15 protein-coding genes and 1 riboswitch are annotated in these 19,591 nt (G+C 57.4%); of the genes, 4 read left to right on the forward strand and 11 right to left on the reverse strand.

Features of this window, described 5'->3' with window-relative positions; translation table 11 throughout:
* The first annotated feature begins 23 nt into the window (after positions 1-23).
* Positions 24-491, forward strand: a complete 468-nt coding sequence (locus FCN15_RS10015; protein ID WP_138494869.1) for a GNAT family N-acetyltransferase — start codon at positions 24-26, stop codon at positions 489-491.
* Positions 492-580: 89 nt separating this feature from the next.
* On the opposite strand, the gene FCN15_RS10020 is transcribed toward FCN15_RS10015, so the two are convergent.
* Together FCN15_RS10020 and FCN15_RS19475 are read right to left on the reverse strand one after the other, a co-directional pair.
* Positions 581-1,564: an aldo/keto reductase gene (locus tag FCN15_RS10020; RefSeq protein WP_138494870.1), complete on the reverse strand. Its 984-nt coding sequence runs from the start codon at positions 1,562-1,564 to the stop codon at positions 581-583.
* A gap of 228 nt (positions 1,565-1,792) precedes the next feature.
* Positions 1,793-1,921 carry a DUF6254 family protein gene (locus FCN15_RS19475; RefSeq protein WP_238996606.1) on the reverse strand — a complete coding sequence of 43 codons (129 nt, stop codon included), beginning with the start codon at positions 1,919-1,921 and terminating at the stop codon, positions 1,793-1,795.
* Between the two features lie 183 nt (positions 1,922-2,104).
* Between FCN15_RS19475 and FCN15_RS10025 the strand changes: the two genes are divergently transcribed.
* Positions 2,105-2,593 carry a pyridoxamine 5'-phosphate oxidase family protein gene (locus FCN15_RS10025; RefSeq protein WP_138494871.1) on the forward strand — a complete coding sequence of 163 codons (489 nt, stop codon included), beginning with the start codon at positions 2,105-2,107 and terminating at the stop codon, positions 2,591-2,593.
* A gap of 108 nt (positions 2,594-2,701) precedes the next feature.
* Here FCN15_RS10025 and FCN15_RS10030 read toward each other — a convergent pair whose 3' ends face one another.
* From FCN15_RS10030 to FCN15_RS10065, 8 genes are all read right to left on the reverse strand, one after another.
* Positions 2,702-3,673 carry an RNA polymerase sigma-70 factor gene (locus FCN15_RS10030; protein ID WP_238996607.1) on the reverse strand — a complete coding sequence of 324 codons (972 nt, stop codon included), beginning with the start codon at positions 3,671-3,673 and terminating at the stop codon, positions 2,702-2,704.
* Complete coding sequence (locus tag FCN15_RS10035; protein ID WP_162515338.1) at positions 3,645-5,042, reverse strand: phytoene desaturase family protein; 1,398 nt, start codon at positions 5,040-5,042, stop codon at positions 3,645-3,647. Before FCN15_RS10035 ends, FCN15_RS10030 begins: the two co-directional genes overlap by 29 nt.
* A gap of 183 nt (positions 5,043-5,225) precedes the next feature.
* Positions 5,226-6,317, reverse strand: coding sequence for a glycoside hydrolase family 53 protein (locus tag FCN15_RS10040; RefSeq protein WP_138494873.1), 1,092 nt, complete (start codon positions 6,315-6,317; stop codon positions 5,226-5,228).
* Positions 6,318-6,440: 123 nt separating this feature from the next.
* Positions 6,441-7,289 (reverse strand): aldo/keto reductase, encoded by an 849-nt coding sequence (locus FCN15_RS10045; protein ID WP_138494874.1) that lies wholly within the window; start codon positions 7,287-7,289, stop codon positions 6,441-6,443.
* Positions 7,290-7,546: 257 nt separating this feature from the next.
* Positions 7,547-9,292 carry an allophanate hydrolase gene (gene atzF / locus FCN15_RS10050; RefSeq protein WP_138494875.1) on the reverse strand — a complete coding sequence of 582 codons (1,746 nt, stop codon included), beginning with the start codon at positions 9,290-9,292 and terminating at the stop codon, positions 7,547-7,549.
* On the reverse strand, positions 9,292-12,978 hold the full coding sequence (uca, locus tag FCN15_RS10055; RefSeq protein WP_138494876.1) for an urea carboxylase: 3,687 nt from the start codon (positions 12,976-12,978) through the stop codon (positions 9,292-9,294). The genes atzF and uca overlap by 1 nt, the downstream gene beginning before the upstream one ends.
* Positions 12,971-13,639, reverse strand: coding sequence for an urea amidolyase associated protein UAAP2 (locus FCN15_RS10060; RefSeq protein WP_138494877.1), 669 nt, complete (start codon positions 13,637-13,639; stop codon positions 12,971-12,973). The genes uca and FCN15_RS10060 overlap by 8 nt, the downstream gene beginning before the upstream one ends.
* 1 nt (position 13,640) lies before the next feature.
* Positions 13,641-14,363 carry an urea amidolyase associated protein UAAP1 gene (locus FCN15_RS10065; protein ID WP_138494878.1) on the reverse strand — a complete coding sequence of 241 codons (723 nt, stop codon included), beginning with the start codon at positions 14,361-14,363 and terminating at the stop codon, positions 13,641-13,643.
* A 68-nt stretch (positions 14,364-14,431) separates the two neighbouring features.
* A riboswitch (guanidine-I (ykkC/yxkD leader) is annotated at positions 14,432-14,538 on the reverse strand.
* 266 nt (positions 14,539-14,804) lie between these two features.
* Here FCN15_RS10065 and FCN15_RS10070 point away from each other — a divergent pair.
* The gene (locus tag FCN15_RS10070; RefSeq protein ID WP_138494879.1) at positions 14,805-16,145 is read left to right on the forward strand and encodes an APC family permease; all 1,341 of its coding nucleotides are present in this window, start codon (positions 14,805-14,807) and stop codon (positions 16,143-16,145) included.
* 347 nt (positions 16,146-16,492) lie between these two features.
* Complete coding sequence (locus FCN15_RS10075) at positions 16,493-17,167, forward strand: hypothetical protein (protein ID WP_138494880.1); 675 nt, start codon at positions 16,493-16,495, stop codon at positions 17,165-17,167.
* A gap of 153 nt (positions 17,168-17,320) precedes the next feature.
* Here the strand turns inward: FCN15_RS10075 and FCN15_RS10080 are convergent, their stop codons facing one another.
* Positions 17,321-19,495: an alpha-galactosidase gene (locus tag FCN15_RS10080; protein WP_138494881.1), complete on the reverse strand. Its 2,175-nt coding sequence runs from the start codon at positions 19,493-19,495 to the stop codon at positions 17,321-17,323.
* Between the last annotated feature and the right edge of the window lie 96 nt (positions 19,496-19,591).

The raw sequence follows: 19,591 nt of genomic DNA on the forward strand, positions 1-19,591 counted from the left end.
TTCACGGAAAGGAAGTGCACATCATGGAATGGAAATTGAAAGCGTTTGACAAGCTGACCGGCCTGGAGGTGTACCGGATTCTGCAGAACCGGGTCAATGTATTTATGCTGGAGCAGAACTGCCTGTACCCGGAGGTCGATAACAAGGACCTGGCCAGCCATCATCTGTTTCTGGAGACGGACAACGGCGAAATCGCGGCTTACTGCCGCCTGCTGCCGCAGGGAGTGTCCTACCCTCAGGCTTCGATCGGGAGGGTGATTGTGAATCAGGCGTATAGAGGACAAGGACTGGCGAGGGACCTGATGTCAATGGCCATTTCTTATATAACAGAGGTATGGGGAGAGCGGGAGATCAAGATTCAGGCCCAGCATTATCTGGAGCATTTCTACGGCTCCTTCGGATTTAAGGGAATCTCGGACGTTTATCTGGAGGACGACATCCCCCATGTGGACATGCTTCTTAGGGTAGAGGAGACTGGCGCGGCAGAATAAGCTGGGAAAATAATTGAACAGCAGGCAGACAGAAGGAGCCCCGGAAGGCTCCTTTTCTGTTCGCTCTTCTGCTTTGTCCACTCTTCTGCTTAATAAGCTCCGCGGATATGGTCATGGACCTGCTCTTCGTAAAATTTACGCAGACGCTCGTGCTCTTCCGCGCTGAACGGGTTCGCCTGCAGCACGCCGAGATTGTCTTCGACCTGCCGGACGTTCTTGAAGCCTGGAATGACGCAGGTGATCTCCTTGAAATCGAGCAGCCAGCGGAGCGCGGCGCGCGTCATATTGCCCCGGCCCTCCGCAATCCAGCCGAGCTGCAACGCAAGCTCAACGCCTTTGTCAAACGGCAGCCCCGCAAAGGTCTCGCCCACATTAAACGCTGCGCCGTCCCTGTTGAAGTTCCGGTGGTCCTCCGCTTCAAAGGTAGACTGCGCTGTAAACTTGCCGGTCAGGAGACCGCTGGCCAGCGGCAGCCGGACGAGCAGCCCGGTTCCGCGCTCGCCCGCCTTCGGAAGAAGCTCCGCAATCGGCTTCTGCCGGAAGATGTTGAATATAATCTGCAGCGCCTGCACGCCGGACTGCTCCAGACAGAACAGGCCTTCTTCCACGGTTTCGACGCTGACGCCGTAGGCGCGGATTTTTCCTTCCTGCTGCAGCTTGTCCAGCACCTCAAACACAGCGCCCTGCTTCAAAATTTCAAACGGTGCGCAGTGAATCTGATACAGGTCGATCGTGTCCCGCTCCAGCCGCTTCAGGCTGTCCTCGCACCACTGGCGGACACGCTGCTCCGAGTAGGTCTGCGGATCGAAGATATCCCCCTGGCGGCAAAATTTAGTAGCGATATGAATGCGGTCTTCCTTGCCCTTCGTGGCGCGGGCGAGCAGCCGCTCGCTCCTGCCGTCGCCGTAAACGTCGGCTGTATCGAAAAAGTTGACGCCCTCATCCATCGCCTTGTCCAGCGCGCGAAGCGATTCCGCTTCATCCGTTTGTCCCCATGAGCCTCCGATGGCCCAAGTGCCGAAGCTGACTTCGCTGACCATGAGACCCGTTCTGCCCAGCGGCCTTTTGTTCATATTGCTGCCTCCTGTTCCCATCTGAAATTTTAACGCCTGAATTTCTAATGCCTGGATTTCTAATGCCTGAATTTCTAACGCTTGTATTGTAGCAAATGAAGGTATGAATGCGCTATCACGAATTGGCTGTTCTTAACCCTTGCGCGGGTTATGTATTCTTTTTCCTGCCCCAAAACTATCCACAAAAAAAGAAAGACTGCGGGCATGAACCCGGCAGCCTCCCCTTTGTTATCTGGTAGTATGCTCCTCGTCATATTCGCCCGACAATTCCTTGAGCGATTTGATCTTGCCATGGGGATGCTGTTCCTGCTTCCGCGACTTCCAGGCAGCTTCTTTCCTTCTTTTCTGGTCAGCCATAACAGTAATCCTCCTCTGGAAAATGGGGATAGATACTACGTTCCTATCTTGCCGCTCCCGGCCTTTATTCATTCATGTCTGGTCCCCGGACCTCTGCCGGTCCTGAGTTTATGTTTTTGTTTAGCGAAGCGTGACGGGTGTAATAATATTGAAAGACTATTTCAGAGGATGGTGAATGAAGAAATGAATACAGCTTATGATCAACAAGAAGCGATCGAAAAGGTTCGCGATCTCATTAAAGACATTAATACCGCTATGCTGACGACTATATCGGATGAAGGACTCGTATCTCGCCCGATGAAGACCCAGGATGTCGAGTTCGACGGCGACCTGTGGTTCCTGACGAAGAAAGATACGGACAAGTTCCATGAGCTGCTCCAGAACCGGCAGGTTAACGTTGCTTATGCAGGAAAATCCTTCGTTTCGATCCGCGGCGAAGCCGAGCTTGTACAGAGCACCGAGAAGCTGAAGGAATTCTGGAGCAAGGCCTACGAAGAAATTCTCGAAACCACCGTTGACGATCCGAATCTGGTGCTCATCAAGGTTAAGGCCGAAGCTGCGGAATATTGGGATTCCGGCAACAAGTTTAAAATGGTCAAGTTCATGTTCCGCCGTATGATGGGCAAAAATACCGAAGGCACCGACATCAATAAGACGGTTGAATTGGAATAGACGAACGGAGAGGCCGAAGATAACGGCTCTCTGTACCGCCGCGCGCCGCTTCAGGCGCGCGGCGATTTTTTTTTGCTGCCTGTTTCCCGTTATGGTTGCCCGCATCGTTTATTCGGCTGCACTTAACTTCAGGTGCTGAAGCTTATCCGGGTTGCGGATCAGATAGATCCGCTGAATGCGGTCATCTTGGAATTCCAGGCTGACAACAGTTGGATAAGCCTCCTCCGCGCTGGTCAGCACAAGCCCCGGCTGGCCGTTTACCCGGACAAGGCGGACGCCCCCTGCACTGCCGTCCTGGCCTTGACTTTGGCCTTGGCCTTTGGCAATCAGCCCTTGAATAAACGCCAGAACCCGCTGGCTGGAATGAACAGGCCTTAATGCGGCCAGGACCTTGCCGCCGCCGTCGCTGTACAGCACAATATCCTCGGCCAGCAGCGCCAGGAGCCCTTCCATATCTCCGGTCGCCCCGGCATGAAGGAACTGCAGCACAAGCTGCTCGGCCCTGCTGCTGGAGAACGGCTCTGCGGGCCGTTCCTCCTGGATTTTTCGTTTGAGACGGCTGTAAATCTTCCGGCACCCCGGCTCTGTCCGGTTTACGAAATCCGCGATTTCGTGGTAGTTGAAATCAAAGGCTTCCCTCAGAATGAACACAGCCCGTTCAACAGGGGTCAGCCGCTCAAGCATCACGAGAAAAGCATAGGACAAAGTATCCTCCAGCAGGAGAATTTGAAGCGGATCCTGTGCCTGCTGTCCCGCGGCTGAGGCCGGGCCGGGCGTAATGGCGTAATCCTGCACGAGAGGCTCCGGCAGCCAGGGGCCGGTGTAGACTTCTCGCTGTTTGCGTGCGGATTTCAGCTGGTCCAGGCAGCGGTTCGTCACCATTTTGCACAGATAGGCCTTGAGGCTGCGGACGGCACTCTCCTCCTGATAGAGGTTCTGCTGCTGCACCGTTATAAACACGTCCTGCACCAAGTCCTCCGCTTCGGTAACGGTTCCTAACATGCGGTAGGCGAGGGACAGCAGAAGGGGTCTGTACGTCCTGTATACGGAATCAAGCTCCACGCGTATTCCTTCCTTCAAGTTGTTCTATGCCTGCTATTATACTTCCGGCAGCTTCCTTTGCGCTCGCCAAAGCTGCGTTCGCCAGCATTCCTTCAGCGCCCACCCAATCGCCCGCAGCGTACAAGCCCGGCCGCCCCGGGACCGCAGGTCCGGGTCTTCCAGCCAAGCCGCCGGCGGAGGCGGTGACCAGTGAATGCGAGACGAGCATCCGCGGCAGGAAGCGCTGCCGGATGACCTGCCTGCTCCAGCCTGGCTGTATAAGCTCGAGAAAGCCTTTAAGCTCAGCTTCATCCTGCTTCGGATCGGTGTCTCCGGCAGCGGGCAGATACTTCATCACATGAATGACCTGATGGGCCGGATTGCGGGACAATGAGGCGGCAGCGGAATGGTTGGCGTAATACAGCGGCTCCTCCGCGCCTAATACAAAGTTTACTTTAGGGAAAGGCATTCCGGATACAACGAGATCCAGACAGGCTGCACGGACTGGAACCAGCTGCTGATAAACGGCGGCTTCCTCCCGGCTGAGCGCGGGGTTGAGCAGGGCCAGCGTCTCCAGCGGACCGGCCGTGGAAAGAACGCGGCGGGCGGTGAACGGTGTTCCATCCTTTAAAGTTACGGTCATTACAGGCGCGCTGCCGGTAATTTCGCGGACGGGCGAGCCGGTCCGGATCGTCACGCCAGCCTGCCGGGCCTGCTCAGCAAGCCCGTTCACCAGGCTCTGCCAGCCGCCGTCCAGGTACAGCACTTTGTCCTGCTTGAGCTGCCCGAGTGCGGCAGCGGCGCTCAGCAGTTCGGGAGCATCCGAGTAGGTGGACAAGCGGACCAGCGCGAGTACGATGCTGCGCACGCGCGGGCTGGCAAGCTGGCCGGCAAGATAATCCTGCAGGCTGACCGTATGCAGACTCGCCAGGTCCGCCCTGCGGAAGCGGCTGTAGAAGCGGATCAGCTCCAGCTTCTCATGCCACTTCAGGAACGAACCGAGCAGGAGCTGCCCAAGAGGGAGCGCCCTGTGCCCGCCGTCTGCCTCTTTGAATACCAAGGCGTTTGGCAGCTTTGGCGGCGCTCCGGCAGGCGTGATGCCTACCTCCCTCAGAATAGGGAGCACACTCCGGTTGAGGGCATGGGCTCCCAGGTTTACGCTTGCGCCCTCCATCTCGGTTGAAGCGGCGCGGCCGCCGGGGTGTGATTTTTCGAGCAGCAGTACGTTCAGCCCTGCCCTTGCCAAATAAATCGAAGCCGTTAACCCGGCGATCCCGGCCCCGATCACGATAACCTCCCATACCGCCTCATTGACTGCTTCATTGACTGTCTCATTGAATGCCTCATTGACTGCCTCATTGACTGCCTCATTGACTGCCTCATTGACTGCCTCATTGTCCTTCTGCATCATGCAGCTCCACCCTTTCCTCTTGGATGAATACAAGACGATTAAGGGGTTCGGTTTGTGACCGGTTCGTGACCGATTTGAGCGGTTTGACCGATCCTTTCCGCAAAATAAAAAAAGCAGGCTCCGCAAAAATGCTTAAGCCTGCCCTGCCTGCCCTTTCACCGGCCTTCCTCACCGCCCCCCTTATGGACGCAGCGCATCAAGCGAACTGAGCTTGTTCCCCTTAAAATCAAACAGCGTCAGGTTCGCCCAATTGTTCGGATGGTTCACCGACCACTGTTCCTTGCTTGGAATCCAGGCCGGCTCCCAGTAGTGGAATCCGCGGCCCCGGCCGTCCGGCGTGCGGCGGATCATGTCCATTAATTCGGTCAAATAACGCGCCTGCCCCTCCACAGTCGGAGGATACTCTTCAGGCAGCCGCTCATCGGTGCTGACAATAAACTCCAGGCCGTCCTCCGGAGTCAGCGTCCAGGGATAAGCCGTCTCCACAACGATAAGGTCCTTGCCGTATCGGACCGCCAAGTCATTCAAATTGTCCTCCAGCTGCTTCAAGGTTCCATGCCACCAAGGGTAGAAGGACTGCCCGATGACGTCGAATTCAGCCCCATGGGCGAGCAGCCTGTCCAGAAAATAACGGCTTGCCGCGTTATCCCCGCCCCGGTCAAGGTGGATCATGATTTCAAATTCCGGAGCATCTCCGGCTGCCCGCTTGGCCCCCTTGATTCCGGCCTTCACCAGCTCGGCAAGCCGGGACCACTGCTCTTCAGTGTTCAGCCGCTCCTCCCCGATCCAGCGTTCCTCGGCAGTGCCTGCATCGGCCCAAACGCCAACTTTGCCTTCCTCCCACAGCATGCCTGGCGTAATTTCATTTCCGATCTGCACCATGTCCGGCAGCGTTCCCTGCGCTTTAAGCTCGGTCAGGGCTTGTTCAGTGAAATCCTCAACCGCCTGAACCAGCTCCGGAAAAGAAAGCTGTTCCCAGGCCTTCGGCTTGGTCTGCTTCTGAGGGTCCGCCCAATAGTCGGAATAGTGAAAATCGAGCAGAAAATGCATTCCGGCTTCTTTGATCTTCTTGGCAGTCAGCTTGGTGCGCTCCAGGTTCACATAACCGGCTTCAGGATCATTCCACAGCCTCAGCCGGATGGAATTCACTCCGCTGTCCTTCAGGATGGCGAGCAGATCCTTTTCCCGCCCGTCCTCATAATAAGCACCGCCCTCTGAGATGATCTCATCCCAGAAGGAGATGTCCATTCCTTTGATAAAATTTTTTGTCATGAGCTTGTCCTCCCGACTAGATTATGAAACAAAGAATCAGGGAAAGCCTCACGCCTGAAGCCCGCCCTGCCTCTGTCTGACTCTGCTGACGATTCAATTCAATTGAATTGAATTCCATTCCTTTTAATGAATTGGGAAAAAGGCCTCGATCTGCTCCAGATCCTCCGGGTCCAGCCGGAAATGCAAAGCGTTCAGATTATCCTGAATATGCTTCCGGCTTGCCGCCTTCGGAATCGTAACGAGATCATGCTGCATCACCACCCAGTTCAAGGCGACCTGATAAGCGGTGACTCCGTATTTGCCCGCTATTTCATCCAAAGCCCTGCGCTCCTTCGTCCCCTCTTCCGGAAATCCTTCACCGCCAAACACCTTCGGCGCGTACCCGAACGGGGAGTAGCCTATGACGGTAATACCATTTTCCTGGCAATAGGGCAGGACATCCTTCTCGATCCGCCGGTCATTCAAATGATACCCGACCTGGTTGCAGACCAGCGGAACATCCCCCAAAGCCCGCTGGGCTTCCCGCAAGAGCTCCGGGCTGAAGTTGCTTACGCCTGCATGCTTGATTAATCCCCTCTTGACCAGCTCCGCCATCGCCTCCATCGTTTCGGCAACCTCAATCTCCGGATTCGGCCAGTGCTGCAAATACAAATCAATATAGCTTGTCTTCAAGCGCTCCAGGCTCGCTTCGGCTGACCGAAGGACATCCTCATAGGAGCAGTGCTTGGCGGATACCTTTGTCACCAGAAAAATATGCTGTCTAACGTCCTGAATCGCCTGGCCGACAACCCTTTCCGAACCTCCATCCGCATACTCCTCAGCCGTATCAATTAAAGTCAGCCCCTGTTCAATCCCGAAGCGGAGCGCGGCCACCTCCTCCTGCTCCTTTGATTGATGCTCTCCAAATTTCCAGGTCCCCTGGCCGATTACCGGAATCTGCACGGATGTTCTGCCCAGTGTACGTTTTAACATATTCTTTCCTCCCTATGTAAAATGATGAATGGCCAAAAGCTGCTATGCCATCGCTTGAAAACGCTCTTATGTGCATTCTACCACGGGCCGGGAAGGAAATCTGCTTGGCTGCCTGGCTGAGTGACTGCCTGGCTGAGTGACTGCCTGGTTGAGGCCTCGCTGTTCATCTTCTAAAAAAATAAAGCCGGCCTGCTTCACCGCAGGCCGGCTGATCATACTGTTCATGCTGTTTATACTGATCATGCTGTTCATGTCTCTCAGAGGCTGGCACCTATTTCTGTCATGGCATTGCGCCAGCCGCCGGACGCCGTAATATTTACCCCGCCTGCGGCCGCATAGCCTTCGCAGATGAACCCGGGGACGATGCGTCCGTCGCTGAGCTCGATTTTGCCAATGCCCAGCGGGCCCGGAATGGCGGCTGTAAAGAGGCCAAAAGAAGCGGCCGGCATCCGCCACAGCTCGACGGCAATGGAGGCGCCTCCCTCCTGCACCCGGATCAGTCCCGGCTTGGGAGGAACCGTCGCCAGCTTATACAGCTCGTAAACGGGAGAGGTCTGCGCCTCTTCGAGGAAGACGGCTCCCAGCCCGGTCATCTGCGGCTCCAGGGCAAACCCTCTCATATGCAGGCCGCAGACCGCAACGGTAACGGACGCCGTCCGGCTAACCAGGAAGGAAGCTGCCGCCGTCATGTTCGCTTCTTCCTCCGGCAGCGTGAACAGCGTAACCCCGAACGGCAGCTGCGGCCCGGCCTCCACGGCCGGCACGGCAACCGCACTCAAGTCCAGCAGGTTGCAGTGATTCGTATACAGGCCCATCAGGCTGTTCGTGCGGACCGGGTCCGAAATGACCTCCTCCCGCGTCCAGGTTCCGCCGCAGGTCGGCAGCACGAGGACGGCGCCGCGCAGCGCCCTGGCGGTGATCCGTTTAATCTCGGACAGCCGGTGCTGGGCCTGAAAGAGAGCCGCGGCGCTGAATTCCGCCTTCGCTCCGGAGCGCAGAATCGTCTCCGTGACCGGGAACACCTCCCCCGGATGCTCTTTCACAAATGCGCCAAGATCGGACCAGCGCTCCGCGACGAGCGGCCCTTCATACAACAGGGCCGCCGCCTCCTGCAGCAGGCTGACGTCCATCTCCTCCACCGCCACTCCGGACTGGCGGATCAGGACCTGCGTCTGCTCCCACGCCTGCTCATATTCGCGGGCGAACGGGCCGAAGAACTGCAGCGGCCCTTTGGGCAGCAGCCACACCTTCGGCAGAACCGGACGCCCGAGCGGCCGGCCGGCGGAGAACGGATCGTCCTCCGCCAGACCGCGGAGGACGCTGTCGGCCGCAGCTGCGTCTTCTACGCTGTGTGCGAACACGTTCACACAGTCGATGCTGCGGCAGGCGGGCACGACCCCGCTGAGCGGCCACGCCCCGACGGCCGGCTTATAGCCGACAAGCCGGTTCAGCGCGGCCGGCACGCGGCCGGAGCCGGCGGTGTCCGTGCCCAGCGAGAAGGCCGCCTGGCCGCGGGCGACCGACACGGCGGAGCCCGAGCTGGAGCCGCCGCTGATCAGCTCGGGACGCAGCGAGTTATGCGTGCCGCCGTAAGGGCTGCGGGTGCCGACCAGGCCGGTGGCGAACTGGTCGAGGTTGGTTTTGCCGACCGGAATGGCACCTGCTGCCGCCAGCCGCTCGACTACGCCGGCATGCTCCTCCGGGGTGAACGCATAGGCCGGGCAGCCGGCCGTAACCGGCCAGCCCGCCACCGCGATGTTGTCCTTGACCGCAAAGGGAATCCCCCACAGGGGGCTCACGACCGGGTCAAGCTGGCTCAAGCGGTCAAGATACGGCTCGATGCGCTCAAGCGCGGGCGGCAGAATCCAAATGTTCATCTCCCGGTCGCGTTCGGCCCGCCGGATAATGGCTTCAATCACCTCCCGAGGTGTAAAAGCTTTGGACAGATAGCCCTGGCGCAGGGAAGAAAAAGTCAATTCAACAGGTACGGCGTTCACGGACATCAGACAACCGCCTCCTTCTCTACCGGATATAAGGCGACAATGCAGTCGCCGGCTCTTACTTCGTCTCCCGCGGATACATATACGGAAGCCACGACACCGTCGAATGGAGCCTGCTGATGGAACTCCATTTTCATACTTTCTTCTATTAAAAGGGTATCGCCCTTGCGCACCTCATCCCCGGCGGAGACGAGCACCTTCCACACGCTGCCGGACATCGAGCTGTTCACTCCCGAGCTGCCCTCCGGCAGGCTCTCCTGCTCATGCGCGGACGCAGCCTCAGGCTCTGACACGTATTCGGCGATGCCGAGCTCCTTCCAATAATTGCGCTCCTGCTGGAATGCGGCCTGCTGCTTGGTGCGAAACACCGAGGCTTCTTCCCCGATCTCCGCCAGCCAGTTCAGGTAATCGCCGAGACGGAAGGTCGTCTCCTCCACCTCCAGCGTAAAGCGGCCGCGCGGGAAGTCCTCCCGCATCTGCAGCAGCTCCTCCTCGGACACCGGATAGAACTGGATCTGGTCGAAGAAGCGCAGCAGCCAGGGTTTGCCCTGCTCAAAATTGGCGGTTTCATAATGCTTGTTCCACATCTGCACGGTGCGGCCGACAAACTGGTAGCCACCCGGGCCCTCCATGCCGTAGACGCACATGTAGGCGCCGCCGATGCCGACGGCATTTTCCGGTGTCCAGGTCCGGGCCGGGTTGTATTTGGTCGTGACCAGCCGGTGGCGCGGATCAAGCGGCACGGCAACCGGCGCTCCAAGATACACATCGCCGAGACCCATGACGAGATAGGAGGCGTTAAACACAACCTCCGCCACCTCCTCCAGCGAGCCCAGCCCGTTCATCCGGCGGATAAATTCCAGATTGCTCGGACACCACGGAGCGTCCGGGCGCACATTTTGCTGGTAGCGTTCGATGGCAAGCCGCGTAGCCGGATCATCCCAGGACAAAGGCAGTCTGACGATCCGGGACGGAACCTCAATCGAATCCAGCGGCGGCAGCGCCTCGTCAATCTCCAGGACAGCCGCTGCGGCTTCCTTGACCGTCATTCTGGACGCGTCCAGATGAATCTGCAGGGAGCGGATCCCCGGCGTCATTTCCATATAAGGAATGCGCCCGCTGTCTTTAATCGCCTGCATCAGCATGTACACCTGGAAGCGGTACAGCAGATCCAGCTCACGCTCGCCGTATTCGACGAGCAGGTTCTCATCCCCGGAGCAGCGGACCGCGATTGGAAAACGGCGCCCCGCCTCCTCATAAGCGAGAAGCGGCATATACTCTCCGCTAGATACCGGCGGGAGCTCCGGCAGCTCCGACTGGCCGGCGAGGCTGGCCAGATACTGCTCCTGCTCCCGGCGCAGCTGCTCCGCCTCCTCCACCGTGATCAGCTGAAACCGGACGGTATCGCCGGGATGCAGCTGGCCGATCTTCCACAGCTCAGCCGTCGCTGTCGTCACCGGACAGACAAAGCCGCCGAGGCTCGGGCCGTCCGGGCCCAGCAGAATCGGCATGTCGCCGGTCAAATCAAGCGCGCCTATAGCATAGGCGTTGTCATGGATGTTGGACGGGTGAAGACCGGCATCACCGCCGTCCTCCCGCGCCCACAGCGGAGCAGGCCCGATCAGCCGCACGCCGGTGCGCGAGCTGTTGAAGTGCACCTCCCACGCCGTCTCTGTCAGCTGGTCCAGATAATCTGGCAGCAGATATTCGGCCGTACAGTGCGGGCCCGGGATGACACCGATCGTCCATTCCCGGCCATAGGCCGGTCTGGACTCCGCCCGCAGCGCTGGAAGCAGCGCCGGATGCAGGGCGGCATTTCCGCCGCCTCCGTTCCCGTTCGTACCTCCGCCTGCGTCCGTGCCTGCGCCCGCGCTGTGCTCCCTGCGGTTGACCCCGAGCACAGCTCCGGCGCGGAGCGCGCTGCCGGAATGCCCGCCGAAGCCGCCGAGCGTAAACGTGGCGGCGCTGCCGAGCGTCTGCGGCATATCCAGGCCGCCCGCAACGAGCAGATAGGTCCGCATGCCATGCTTGGCTTCCCCGAGCGTCAGCGTCGAGCCCGCCTTAACGGACAGCGGCGCGTACATCAGCACCCGTTCGCCGTCCAGCTCGGCTTCCATATCCGCGCCCGTCAGGCAGATGACCATGTCATCCCTGAACCGGTAGGCGCCGCCGCGCAGCGTCATCTCCAGGCCGGCCGCGCTGTCCTCGTTGCCGAGCAGACGGTTGCCGGTGCGGAAGGCCAGCCGGTCCATCGGGCCGGACGGCGGAACACCGATGTCCCAATAGCCGATCCGGCCGGGATCGTCCTGAACCGTCGTCTGGACACCGCCGTCCAGCACCTCAATGGCATGCTCGGCCGGCGTGAACCCGTTCAGCATGTGCGTATAGACCTGCCCCTCCCGAAATGCAGGCGTCTGCAAAAAAGCTTCTATATAAGCTTTGTTCGTCGTCAGCCCGTAGACGCGCAGCTCTCCCAGCGCTTTGGTCATGGCTGTTATCGCCTCTTCGCGGTCAGGCGCATGAACAATCAGCTTGGCGAGCATCGGATCATACAGCGTGGTCACCTGCACGCCCTTCTGAATCCAGGTTTCAACCCGCGTATCCTGCGGCCATACGATCTGATCGATCATGCCGTCGCTCGGCCGGAATCCGTTGACCGCATCCTCGGCATAGAGCCGCACCTGCAGGCTGTGCCCCTGCGGGCGGCCTTTCAATTCATCCAGATTCCGCAGCTCTCCCGCCGCTTCACGCACCATCCATTCCACCAGGTCAATGCCGAGCACCTCCTCGGTCACCCCGTGCTCCACCTGAAGGCGGGTATTCACCTCCAGAAAATAATACTTCTCCTCCTCCGGATCGTAGAGGAATTCTACCGTTCCGGCGCTACGGTAGCCGGCGGCAAGTGCCAGCTGCCGGGCGTCCTCATGCATTCGGCTGCGGACCTCTGCCGGGAACAGCGGCGCCGGCGTTTCTTCAATAATCTTCTGGTTCCGCCGCTGGACGGAGCAGTCCCGCTCGCCGAGCGCGGCCGCCTCTCCATAGGCGTTGCCGAAGATCTGCACTTCGACGTGGCGGGCGCGGCCCACGTATTTCTCCAGGAACACGCCGCCGTCATTAAAGTTGGCAAGTGCAAGCCGGGTGACGGAGCCGAATGCTTCGCGCAGAGCGTCTGCATCCTGGCAGATCCGCATGCCGATTCCGCCCCCGCCGGCCGTACTCTTCAGAATGACCGGATAACCGATCGCTGCAGCGGCCTGAACCGCTTCCTCGACTGAGGTAATGAGCTCCGTTCCAGGCAGCAGCGGGACGCCGGCCGCCTGCGCCATTGAGCGGGCCGTATGTTTAAGGCCGAACATCTCGATGTGCTCCGGGGACGGGCCGATAAAGGTAATGCCGTGTTCGGCGCACGCTTTGGCAAATTCGGCATTTTCACTCAGAAAGCCATAGCCGGGATGGATTGCGTCCGCCCCCGTTTCAATCGCCGTGCGCAGAATCAGCGCTGCATTCACATAGCTTTCTTTAGCCGGGCCTTCTCCAATCTGCACCGCTTCATCCGCCTGCGCCACATGGAGGCTGTCCTGATCCGCTTTGGTGTATACGGCGACGGAAGCGATGCCCATCCTGCGCAGGGTACGTTCGATGCGGACAGCGATGGCGCCGCGGTTGGCAATCAGAATCTTCTTAAACATGGGCCTCACTCCCCTCTCCATTCCAGATCAAGACTCTTGCGGGTGTCGGATTATAGCCGTTGCAGGGATTGTTAAGCTGCGGACAGTTGCTGATCAGCACGGTAACCGGAGCGAGAGCGGTCAGCTCCACATACCGGCCGGGGCCGGAGATGCCGTCCGCAAAGGTCAGTCCTCCTTCCGGCGTAACCGGCACATTCATAAAGAAATTGACATTCGGGGCCAGGTCGCGTTTGGTGAATTCACTCCGCCCGGACAGCATCCGCATGAACGTATCCCGGCAGCTGTGCATCGGCAGCGTATCATGCGAATACCGGACCGTATTGCTCTGGGCCGAGCAGGCCCCGCCGATCGTATCATGGCGTCCGCAAGTATCGGCTGTAATCTTCAGCAGTTCGCGCCCGGATTCAGCAACCAGCACGGAGCCTGTCGTTAAATACAGGCTGCGCTGCCGGGTAATGGTGCCTACTGCGCTGTAATGGTCAGCCGGGTCTTCGGCAGAGTAGAACAGCGTATCCACCGCCTGGTTTCCTTCTACATCGACGATCCGGAGCACCTGGCCGGGCAGCAGATCGTGCATCCAGCCGTCTCCCGCCGGAATCGTCTTATCGTAAACAGCCTCTGTCAGGCTGCGTTCACTGCTTACAGGTTGGAAGATCGTCATCTCAGTAAGCCCCTTTCAGGAGCGCGTTCGCGTTCCAGGTATTTTCAAATGCGCGCCGGTTCTCGCCGCAGTGATTCACACAAAGATCGTCCTCCAGCAAAGGCGCCGCATCGGTTATCGTGATATGAACCGGAGCCTCCGGATACTGATCCGACGGGTCAAGCGGATTCGGTGTATTAGAGAAGATAACCAGCAGATCCATCTCCGTCCGCAGCGTAACCGTCCGTTCAGCGGCGGGCTGTTCCTCATACCGCAGGGTTCCGTCCAGCTCACACACCACCTTGGAGAACAAATTCACGGGCGGAATCAAATCCCTGGCCGTCAGGTTATGGCGGAACAGCTCTACCGTGAGATTCTCTTCCCCGCTCCGGTACCACCCGTTTCTCTCCGTCTGATAATGCGTCAGCCCGTATTTCTCATCCGTACCCTGTCTGGTGGTATAGCCTGAAAGAGGGTCATGCCAGCCCGCCGTATCTCCGGTAATGGAGGCCAGCACCCGCCCCTGGTCGCTCATCAGCACATGGCCTGCGGTTAACATCGCGGTGTGCTGCGCTTTAAGGGTATCCGGCATGTTGTAACGCTCTGAAGGAAACGGCGAGCTGTAGAGCAGGCAGGCCAGATTGGCCCGTTCCCCGGCTGCGGTTATCTGAATCTGCTTGCCTCTGCTTACATGCGCGGACCATTTGCCGCCCGCTGGAATGGTAATGGTGAAAGGTGCTGTCATGGTAGTGCCTCCCCGTATATAAAAATATAAAAGCCCGGGAGAACGTCAAAAGGATACCTTTTGAATCATTCTCCCGGGCTTTTATCCCGCCGTGTACACCGGCCTCAGGGCCGATGCGTCTTCTCTCGGACCAGCCGGCCGCCTGAAGCAGCCCGGAACCCTAGAAAACATTGTTATTCAGTTTCGGCCTTTCATGTAATGTATGCTAACACAAAGGCCTGAATCCGTACAATTAAAAAGTGTGTAGAACCTAATAAAAATTATTTTTCATGGAAAATTATACGAATTTAAGCGCATTTTTCAGCAAAGACGAACATTCGATCTTATATTTTCTGAAAATTAGTACTTGTTTTTTTGCCGCTTTACTGCAACAATGTTAGATCATATGACACGAACAAATCCGGTCCTGCCTCTCAGGATCAAAATAAGGGGGAACAAGTGATGTCAAAACCCGTTACTTTAAAGCGCAATCTTTCGATTTCACACGTCGTAACGATGGGGCTCGCCTGGATGTCGCCAATGATCTTCTTCACCAGCTTTGGCGTACTTTCGGAGGGTTCGGGAGGGATGATGCTCGCTGCGTATGTGCTGGCCTTTATCGCTATTGTATTTACGGCAGCCAGCTACGGCCAGATGGCCAAGGCTTTTCCGGTATCGGGCTCCGCTTATACGTATGTGACCAAGTCCATGAATCCTTTTACCGGATTTCTGGTCGGCTGGGCCATTCTGCTTGACTATCTGTTCTCCTGTATTGTGGCGGTTCTCATGTTCGGGATTAACCTGAATGCGCAGTTTCCGTCCGTGCCTTCCTTTGTCTGGATTCTGGCTCTAACGTTAGTGATCATGGTTGTGAACATTATCGGCATTAAATCGTCGGCCAACTTGAACAAGGTGTTTGTCATCATGCAGGTGCTGTTTATTGCCGGCTTCTGCGGGATGATCGTGTACAAAGCAATGGAAAATGGCTTAACCGCAGGGTTCAACCCGCTGCCTGCTTCGCATGGCGTATCCTTCTCCACTATTCTTGCCGGCGCTTCGCTCGTCTGCTTCTCCTTCCTCGGGTTTGATTCCGTGACCACTATGGCTGAGGAAACCAAAGAGCCAAAGAAGACGATCCCCCGGGCCATTATGGCCATTGTCCTCATCGCCGGAGTGCTGTATTTTGTGACCGCCTACCTCATTCAGCAAATGTATCCTTCTTTCACCTTCAGCAATGCCGATTCTGCGGGTTTTGAGCTCATGCAGACCATTGGCGGAAGCGGGCTCGCCTCGATTTACACGTTTGTGGTGATCTTCGCTGTCCTGTCCCAGGGCATGTCCTCCATGACCACCGTATCCCGCCTCCTGTTCGTAATGGGCCGGAGCTCTATTCTGCCCGCAAAAACCTTCGGTTCCATCCATCCCAAATTCCGCACACCGGTATTTAACATCGTCCTTGTAAGCATCATCTCACTCGCTGCCTTGTTCATGAGCCTGGATACCGCCATCAAGTTTGTCAGCTTTGGCGCTCTGACCGCTTTTCTGTTCGTGAACATCGCCGTTATCTTCCACTACATCATCCGCGGGAAGCAGCGCGCTCCCAAAGATCTGCTTGTGCGCCTGGTTTGTCCGCTGATCGGCGCGCTCTTCATCCTGTACCTGGTTACCCTGCTGGATGTCGATTCGCTCGTGCTGGGATTCAGCTGGCTCATCCTCGGCTCCCTGTACTACGCAGCCACGCGGATCAAGCGGAAGGATTCCGCTGTATCCGTTCCGATTGCCGACGCCGAAGGCGTCGTGTAAACCAGCCGCACACCAGTCACTCCACTCCCTTGAAAAAAAGAGCGGCCCCGCGCATGGGTGCCGCTCTTTGCTTTGACATGGAATGCCTCTCTTTGCTTTGGTATGGGTGCCGCTCTTTGCTTGGATTAATTTGGGCGAACCGCCGCTTACTGAGCCTAAAGGACTCCGCCTAAATTCACTCCGGAAAAATACGCCGTGTCCTTTGGCTGGGGCCTTTTTCCCAAAATAAGAATTTCTATCAAATTTAAGTTATTCTGTCTCAAGATTCGACACCTTTCCTCTCCCCGGGCTGGTAAACTGCACATGAATATGGCAGTCTTCAGGCAGCCATCCAAGGAGGAGAAGAGATGAAGAAGCTTACCGCAGCGGCAGCAATCGGATTAGGAATGGCCGCCTGTCTGGGAACCGGCGTCTATGCCGGCTCTAACCTGACAGAAATCAAGGCTTATTTGAACGGAAACATTCAAATCAAGTACAACGGCAACCCCGTTCAGCTCCTGAATGATCAGGGCCAGGTCCAGCTTCCGATTACATACAACGGTACGACCTATCTCCCGATCAAGGCGGTCTCCACGATTCTGAAGACGGCTGTTTCCTACGAGCCGCAGACCAACACCGTATTTCTTGGCGAGAAGCTGGAGGGCGTATCCATCGCCAAAGGATTTTCCAGTGACTGGCACACTCAGGATCCTCAGGTCACCGTCTACCAGGGCAAAGATTACAAGGACGTCTTCTTCAATAACTATGCATCCACACGTTCAGCCGGTTTTATCCTGGAACCAGAAGGCAAATATCAGAAGCTGGAGCTGCAAATGGCTGCCATTGGCGCCGACATCAGCGAGGTTACCATCAAAGACACAGATACGGACGTCGTCCTCAAGAAGGTCCCGCTGCCTGTCAGCGACGGGTTAAAGACGGTCGAGGTTAATATCGCCGGCTCCAAGAACCTGTATGTTTCGGTTGTGAGAATTGAGGAGAACGGCAGCTGGTTTGTTCCGCTGACTACTTCGTATTACAAGTAATACAAGTAGTACAAGTAGTACAAGTAAAAGGAACCTGATCCATTCCATTTCAGCATTGTATCAGGCACCCTGCACTATCTCGCAATGCCAAATGCCCCTTTTGTCACAAAAGGGGCATTTTTATCATGGATGAATGTTCATTCTCTATTCTTTTCAGGACTTTACCGCCTTAAGCCGGAACCAGCCGCTTTCGTAATCCTTCTGTTTAAGGTTCAGCGGCAGGCCCAGCTGCATCAGCCGGTCTCCGCCAAGCACTGACTTCCCGCCGCCTTCCCCGGATTCCACCTCGTATTCGAGCTCCGGATCAAGCCCGGCAAGGCGCAGGGAGCGCAGCGGAGGATGCGGCACGGCCATCACCTGGAAGTAGTAGACCAGCACCTCCTCTTTGTCCTCGGATATAAACATCCACGCGGACTCATTGCCCTCAAACGGGCTCTTCAGGCGGTACAGGTCGCCCTTCTGCACCAAGCCGCGGATCTGCTTGTAGGTCTGAACCTGGCGTTTGACGATCTCCTTCTCCTCATCCGTAAACTTCGTAAGGTCCAGCTCATAGCCAAAGTTGCCGGACATGGCGACATCTCCCCGGAATTCCAGAGGCGTAATCCGCCCAACCTGATGGTTCGGAACCGCAGAGACGTGCGCCCCGATGGCGCTGACCGGATACACCAGGCTGGTGCCGTACTGAATCTTCAAGCGCTCCACCGCATCGGTATCATCACTCGTCCAGGTCTGCGGCATATAGTAGAGCATTCCGGGGTCAAACCGTCCCCCGCCGCTTGAGCAGCTTTCGAACAGGATATGTGGAAAATCTGCCGTGATACGCTCAAGCAGCTCATACAGTCCAAGCACGTAGCGGTGTGCCGTTTCGGCCTGGCGCTCCGGCGGCAGGGCTGCGGAACCGATTTCGGTCAGACAGCGGTTCATGTCCCATTTTACATAAGCGACCGGTACTGTAGAGAATATCGCTGCCAGCGAGTCATAAATATAATCGCGGACCTCCTTGCGGGTGTAATCCAGCACCAGCTGCCATCTGAGCTCCGAGCGTCTCCGTCCGGGAACATGCAGACACCAGTCCGGATGCTTCCGGTACAGCTCGCTGTCCGGCGAGATCATCTCCGGCTCAAACCAGAGCCCGAACTTAAGCCCCAGCTTGTTGACACGCTCCGCGACATCCTTAAGCCCGTCCGGCAGCTTGCGGCGGTCCTCAACCCAGTCCCCCAGCGACGAATTATCAGAATCGCGTTTGCCGAACCAGCCGTCATCCAGCACAAACAGCTCAATACCGAGCTTGGCTCCTTCTTCCGCAATGGATACAAGCTTATCCGCATTGAAGTTAAAGTAAGTGGCTTCCCAGTTATTGACCAGAATCGGCCGCTCTTCATCCCGGTACTGCCCCCGGCACAGCCGGGTCCGGTACAGCCGGTGGTACGTGCGTGACATGCCGCCCAGCCCCTCACCGGAGTAGACCATGACAGCCTCAGGCGTTTGGAAGCTCTCTCCCCGGTCCAGCTGCCAGGCAAAATCAAAAGCGTTCAGGCCGATGCTCACCCGGGCAGAGCCGAAGGCGTCCACCTCGGCACCCGCTTCAAAATTGCCGCTGTAGACCAGGCTGAAGCCGAAGGCCTCTCCATGATTCTCCGTCGTTTCCTTGGTGACCAGCGCGGCGAAGGGATTGAACTGGTGACTGCTCATGCCCCTCTTGCTGTCGATCCGGGTTTCGCCCTGGAGGAGCGGCCTGCGGGTGATATTCCCCTCCCTGGACCAGGCACCTGAAAGATACAGAAGCTCCAAATCGCTCCTCCCCGTAAAATCAACACTGGCGCTCAGCGCACGGCGGAGCCGCAGCTTCTGCTCCCCTTCGTTGCTCAGCCGGGCTGAACGAACGACTACATTCCGGTCAGCGAAAATGGTATACAGCAGGACCACCTTGAGCCCGGAATAGGCGTCCTTCAGTTCCAGCTCCAGCGTCTCCGCCTCGTTCTCCTCCTCGGTATATACAGCCGGAAGCCCGCTTAGCGCCGGTTTCCCCTTGGTAATCCGGAAGCCCTCGTATTTGAGCTCCGTAATCCGGGTTCCGTCCTCAAGCTCTGCCTGGTAGGCCGGATTCCGGAAATCGCCGCTTCCATACTGCGGATACTCCTGCGGCAGCCGGTCCAGCCCGGCCCCTTCCGGACTATGAATCAGCAGGTCATTCATAGATTCCCTGTGCTTCAGTCTGGCGCCCCAATAGACATGCACCGGATAACCGTTCACAATTTGAATCAAATAACTCATCTCAGAGGACTGCAGATGAAACAGCCCGTTTTGCTCGTTCACAATAATGCCCATTGAAAAAGTTCTCCCTTCTCTCGCATGCTCAATCTTTATGTACAAAATCGACATGTCTTAAAGCTTGATAGCTTCAGACTGGAAACCATCTATTCA

Origin of the sequence: Paenibacillus pinistramenti (assembly GCF_005869875.1) — a bacterium.
Taxonomy (GTDB): Bacteria; Bacillota; Bacilli; order Paenibacillales; family Paenibacillaceae; genus Fontibacillus; species Fontibacillus pinistramenti.

Coding starts and splice junctions, on each gene's coding strand:
- FCN15_RS10015 (WP_138494869.1), top strand. CDS start 24: ATGGAATGGAAATTGAAAGCGTTTGACAAGCTGACCGGCCTGGAGGTG.
- FCN15_RS10020 (WP_138494870.1), bottom strand. CDS start 1,564: ATGAACAAAAGGCCGCTGGGCAGAACGGGTCTCATGGTCAGCGAAGTC.
- FCN15_RS19475 (WP_238996606.1), bottom strand. CDS start 1,921: ATGGCTGACCAGAAAAGAAGGAAAGAAGCTGCCTGGAAGTCGCGGAAG.
- FCN15_RS10025 (WP_138494871.1), top strand. CDS start 2,105: ATGAATACAGCTTATGATCAACAAGAAGCGATCGAAAAGGTTCGCGAT.
- FCN15_RS10035 (WP_162515338.1), bottom strand. CDS start 5,042: ATGCAGAAGGACAATGAGGCAGTCAATGAGGCAGTCAATGAGGCAGTC.
- FCN15_RS10040 (WP_138494873.1), bottom strand. CDS start 6,317: ATGACAAAAAATTTTATCAAAGGAATGGACATCTCCTTCTGGGATGAG.
- FCN15_RS10045 (WP_138494874.1), bottom strand. CDS start 7,289: ATGTTAAAACGTACACTGGGCAGAACATCCGTGCAGATTCCGGTAATC.
- atzF (WP_138494875.1), bottom strand. CDS start 9,292: ATGTCCGTGAACGCCGTACCTGTTGAATTGACTTTTTCTTCCCTGCGC.
- uca (WP_138494876.1), bottom strand. CDS start 12,978: ATGTTTAAGAAGATTCTGATTGCCAACCGCGGCGCCATCGCTGTCCGC.
- FCN15_RS10060 (WP_138494877.1), bottom strand. CDS start 13,639: ATGACGATCTTCCAACCTGTAAGCAGTGAACGCAGCCTGACAGAGGCT.
- FCN15_RS10065 (WP_138494878.1), bottom strand. CDS start 14,363: ATGACAGCACCTTTCACCATTACCATTCCAGCGGGCGGCAAATGGTCC.
- FCN15_RS10070 (WP_138494879.1), top strand. CDS start 14,805: ATGTCAAAACCCGTTACTTTAAAGCGCAATCTTTCGATTTCACACGTC.
- FCN15_RS10075 (WP_138494880.1), top strand. CDS start 16,493: ATGAAGAAGCTTACCGCAGCGGCAGCAATCGGATTAGGAATGGCCGCC.
- FCN15_RS10080 (WP_138494881.1), bottom strand. CDS start 19,495: ATGGGCATTATTGTGAACGAGCAAAACGGGCTGTTTCATCTGCAGTCC.